A 3,747-nucleotide genomic window follows, 5' to 3' on the forward strand; every position below is an offset into this window, starting at 1 on the left:
CAACGATCAGATGAAATTTCATAACGGTCAGTCATGATGGCCCTCTTGGCAACCAGAGGACATCATTTTAACCAAGGCGACTTTTCAGACAAACCCTAATGGACAAATTCGACCGGGCAATTCTCGACATTCTGCAAACCGACTGCACTCGCTCGGTGGCGGACATCGCCGAGCGTATCGGCCTGGGCAGTACAGCGTGCTGGCGACGTATCCAGAAGCTGGAAGAGGCCGGCATCATCGACCGCCGGGTCGCGCTGCTGAACCCGCAACGGCTGAACGTCTCAGTCAGCGTCTTCGCCGCCATCCGCACCAACCAGCACAACGCCGCCTGGCTCGAACAGTTTCACGCTGCCGTCGGCGAACTGCCTGAAGTGGTCGAGTGCTACCGCATGGCAGGCGACACCGACTACATGCTGCGCATCGTCGTGGCTGACATCGCAGGGTACGACGCGGTGTACAAACAACTGATCAGCATCCCCGGGATCAGCGACGTAAGCTCCAGCTTCGCCATGGAGCAGATCAAATTCACCACCGGCCTGCCCTTGCAATACGCATCGTTTGGCGGCTGAGCGCAGCCACGCTCATCGATTGAATCGAACCCTCAGCCCAATGCCACGTCCACTTTCTTTGGCAAACGAAAAAGGTGGCTGACATGACAACCGATCACATACTCACAAACAGCGTGCCCAAAGAAGACCCCGCCAGCCCGGAACTCGGCCAATACGACCGCGAAGCCGACCCGGTACTCGCCATGAACTCAAACAAGCCCGGCGTCGGTTCTGCCAAAGGCGATGAAGTGAAGAAGCGTACGGAAAATGACGAGGCCTACGAAGACGATGAGCCGGAAGTCTATTCGGATGACCCGGATATCGTGGCAGATGAGGGTGGTGGTGTTTCGCCGGGTTAAGGAAGTACAAACCTGGCGTTGAGGTGGTGTAACAGCTCAAACGTGTTCATGTAAGGGACGTTGAGCTGCTCACACAGGTTGGGGATGATGAACTTTCGCTTTGCGTCCAGATTACGCACCTCATGCGTAACTACGGTTGCTCCGGATGTCAGGGCCTTGGCGATCAGCCATGGATCGGCCCCCTTAAGAAACTCCTCCATTGCTCCAGTCTTCATGCCTTGCGCTTGTGCTACCAACGTAGCGACTTTCACGAATTCGGCCTGAGTCTTTTCATCCGAAATGCTTTGGAAAAAAGTCGAATTATTTTTTGCCCAGTCAGCCAGCTCATCATGGCCTTTGGTAAGTTCGTCTTTAACAGGACCGATACTGGCTAAGAAAAATGTCTGGTTTTGAAGCAGCAACCATTGCCAATAAGCCGGACAAATCGTCATACCGTAATAGCGATTCTTGGCTTCAATCAGGGTGTTGGAGTCCATCAGAAACATCACCGGGCCAGTGTCTCCGCCAGCGTTCTTAACTTGGCTGGCTGTACACCGAGAAGACTACCTGCCTCACGCAACAGCATCCGCCCACTCAGGGTTTCGGTCAGTACAGCCTTACTCAGCCGCGTACTGTTTTTGGCCGTTGCATTGCGGTAGTAATCCCCGGCACCGCCTTTCTCTTCCCGGAATGCCTTTAGGACCTTCTGGTAATAGAGGCCGTACTGCTCTTGCGTAACGTAGCCCAGGTCCATCGCGCGTCGACCAATAACAAGCTTGCTGACATGAAACCTCGTAGCGAGAGGGGCCAGATTACTTTCCCATTCAATACCAGCGTTCCATACAGCTCGAAAAAGCTCTTCGGGTACAAGAAACTCACCCGCCACGGCGTTGCAGAATCGCTCTTCCTCTCGACCATTCGCAGTACCCGCGTCAGAAACGCCGCTGCTGCCAATCCAGAGATGAGCGAGTTCGTGCATCAACGTAAATAAGCGAGCTGTCGGAGCATCCGAACTGTTGATAAACACCACTGGAGCCAGCGAATTACTGATGGCGAAGCCTCGAAATTCACTGACCTCCAGTTTGCGATGGGTGTTGCCCAGCGCGATGCCACTGCGCATGACAAGCACACCAGCCACTTCGGCAGCATCAATCAGCGCGCGGCTGTATTTATCGTAATCAAGGCGGGACTTTTCCGGATCGACACCGAGAGTTTGCCGAATATCACTCACAACCGTCTTCACCGGAGTCCGGCTGTCGAAGCGACCGACGAACGGAAGAGGCTGGTGCTCTTGTACGTGAAGGTATTCCAGATACCAGTCCTGTTTGCGAATTGCGTCTTTTACTGTGTCCACAAGCTCCAAACTTGGCCGCAAGGGTGCCGAGTTACCAACTGTGCGCAAGTCTGGTAGCGGCAGCTGTTCGACAGGAGGCTGAGGCAAGAACAAAAACCCAAAGGGAACATGCGCAACGCTCGCCCACTTCTGGGCTTGCAAAAAGGTTGGTCTCGCCTTTCCTGCTTCCCACTCCTTGATACGCTCAGGTTTCACAGGCAGCTTTCTGGCGACCTGGGCGGCAGACAGGCCTGCCCGCTCGCGGGACCACGTGAGGATGCTTGGGTTAACGAACGCGGCTTGGCTCATGGCAAATTTGGAATATCAGAGAGGAGTGTGTCGGGCCAGTGCAAGCGCGGGCTACTGTGCATTGCCTTTTCCTTGGCTATGACGAGCACCGCAGAATACAGCGCGTGCACGTACACTATGGGCTCGCAACGCTACGGTCAATGACGGCAGCGAGTGATATGGGAATGATGAACCCGATTTTCGCGGGCATGTAGGTAAATAATTACCTCATTTGCCACGCCAGCCGATCATTCAAGGGCGAGAAGCGATCTCGTCCAGATGATTCAGCAGGTCCAGCGGGTCTTCATAGCCCCTCAAGGCACCTGCGCGCTCAAGCTCGCCTATGTCATAGCCACCCGACAGCAGGCCGACGCCGGTTGCCTTGCAGCGACGTGCCGCCAGCATGTCCCAGATCGCATCCCCTATCACCAGACACTCGTCAATTGGAGCGTTTATCTTCTTTGCAGCCGCCAGAAACAGGTCGGGGTCAGGCTTGCCATAGCTCACGTCATCGCGCGTAACGATGTTGATCTTTTTGATGTCCAGTTTCAGCGCTTTCAGGTTGATCGTCGCCGTATCAATCCCGCCGCTCGTGGCGATGCACCACTTGAGGTTTTCCTTATTGAGCGTCTCAAGCAGCTCGACAGCGCCCGGCAGCGCAATGATCTGCCCCTGTAGCCGCTCATACGCCTGAGCGTGTTTTTCGCTAAGTCGTTCGGCTTGTTCTTCACTGATATCCAAGCCGGTTTCACGCGATAACGACTTCAACATCAGCCCGCCGCTCATGCCGATCTTGCGGTGAATACGCCACATCGCAAGCGGGATATTTTCTGCATCCAGTGCTTCTTTCCAGGCAGCAACGTTTTGATAAACGCTGTCGGTCAGCGTGCCGTCCAGGTCGAAGATGAAGGAGGTTTGCGGTCTCAGGGTTACTCTTTTTGAATTCGGGTTGACCATCTGGCGAGGTCCGGAGCGCTGTGGTCGACACCTGATCGGCGGTATCGGAATGTGGCGTTCATCAATGAAGCGAGGGCTGTACCGGGGCTTCGAGTACGGCATTGCCAGATGGAGAGAAAGGGCTGGTTTTTTGAGGTCACACACTTTCGAGTGTGCGTGGGAGTGGCGGTTCGATCTTTCGCGCGGGGGGCAGCTTGGTAGCAGAAAATCCTGGGAGTATCAGTTTTTTTGTGTTCGGGCTGGTTAGGGCCTGCCGTCAGGCAGGCCCTTGTTTTACCAGCTC

At 55.0% G+C, this 3,747-nt stretch carries 5 protein-coding genes; 2 read left to right on the forward strand and 3 right to left on the reverse strand.

Annotated elements, in window-relative coordinates:
* Window positions 1–98 precede the first annotated feature (98 nt).
* Window positions 99–569, forward strand: coding sequence for an Lrp/AsnC family transcriptional regulator (locus AO277_RS11810; protein WP_002555835.1), 471 nt, complete (start codon window positions 99–101; stop codon window positions 567–569).
* 83 nt (window positions 570–652) lie between these two features.
* Entirely contained in the window at window positions 653–907 is a 255-nt protein-coding gene (locus AO277_RS11815; protein ID WP_004659555.1) for a hypothetical protein, read from the forward strand.
* Here AO277_RS11815 and AO277_RS11820 read toward each other — a convergent pair.
* The 3 genes from AO277_RS11820 to AO277_RS11830 form a co-directional block, all read right to left on the reverse strand.
* Window positions 904–1,392: a DUF4411 family protein gene (locus AO277_RS11820; RefSeq protein ID WP_005745753.1), complete on the reverse strand. Its 489-nt coding sequence runs from the start codon at window positions 1,390–1,392 to the stop codon at window positions 904–906. The genes AO277_RS11815 and AO277_RS11820 overlap by 4 nt on opposite strands.
* On the reverse strand, window positions 1,392–2,528 hold the full coding sequence (locus AO277_RS11825) for an XRE family transcriptional regulator (protein ID WP_005758976.1): 1,137 nt from the start codon (window positions 2,526–2,528) through the stop codon (window positions 1,392–1,394). The genes AO277_RS11820 and AO277_RS11825 overlap by 1 nt, the downstream gene beginning before the upstream one ends.
* Window positions 2,529–2,759: 231 nt before the next feature.
* On the reverse strand, window positions 2,760–3,434 hold the full coding sequence (locus AO277_RS11830) for an HAD family hydrolase (RefSeq protein ID WP_044320106.1): 675 nt from the start codon (window positions 3,432–3,434) through the stop codon (window positions 2,760–2,762).
* Window positions 3,435–3,747 lie beyond the last annotated feature (313 nt).

Origin of the sequence: Pseudomonas amygdali, from assembly GCF_002699855.1 — a bacterium.
In the GTDB taxonomy this organism is placed as follows: Bacteria; Pseudomonadota; Gammaproteobacteria; order Pseudomonadales; family Pseudomonadaceae; genus Aquipseudomonas; species Aquipseudomonas amygdali.

Bases quoted from the DNA above. Each gene is read 5' to 3' on its own strand.
- AO277_RS11810 (WP_002555835.1), top strand. From the start codon at position 99: ATGGACAAATTCGACCGGGCAATTCTCGACATTCTGCAAACCGACTGC.
- AO277_RS11815 (WP_004659555.1), top strand. From the start codon at position 653: ATGACAACCGATCACATACTCACAAACAGCGTGCCCAAAGAAGACCCC.
- AO277_RS11820 (WP_005745753.1), bottom strand. From the start codon at position 1,392: ATGTTTCTGATGGACTCCAACACCCTGATTGAAGCCAAGAATCGCTAT.
- AO277_RS11825 (WP_005758976.1), bottom strand. From the start codon at position 2,528: ATGAGCCAAGCCGCGTTCGTTAACCCAAGCATCCTCACGTGGTCCCGC.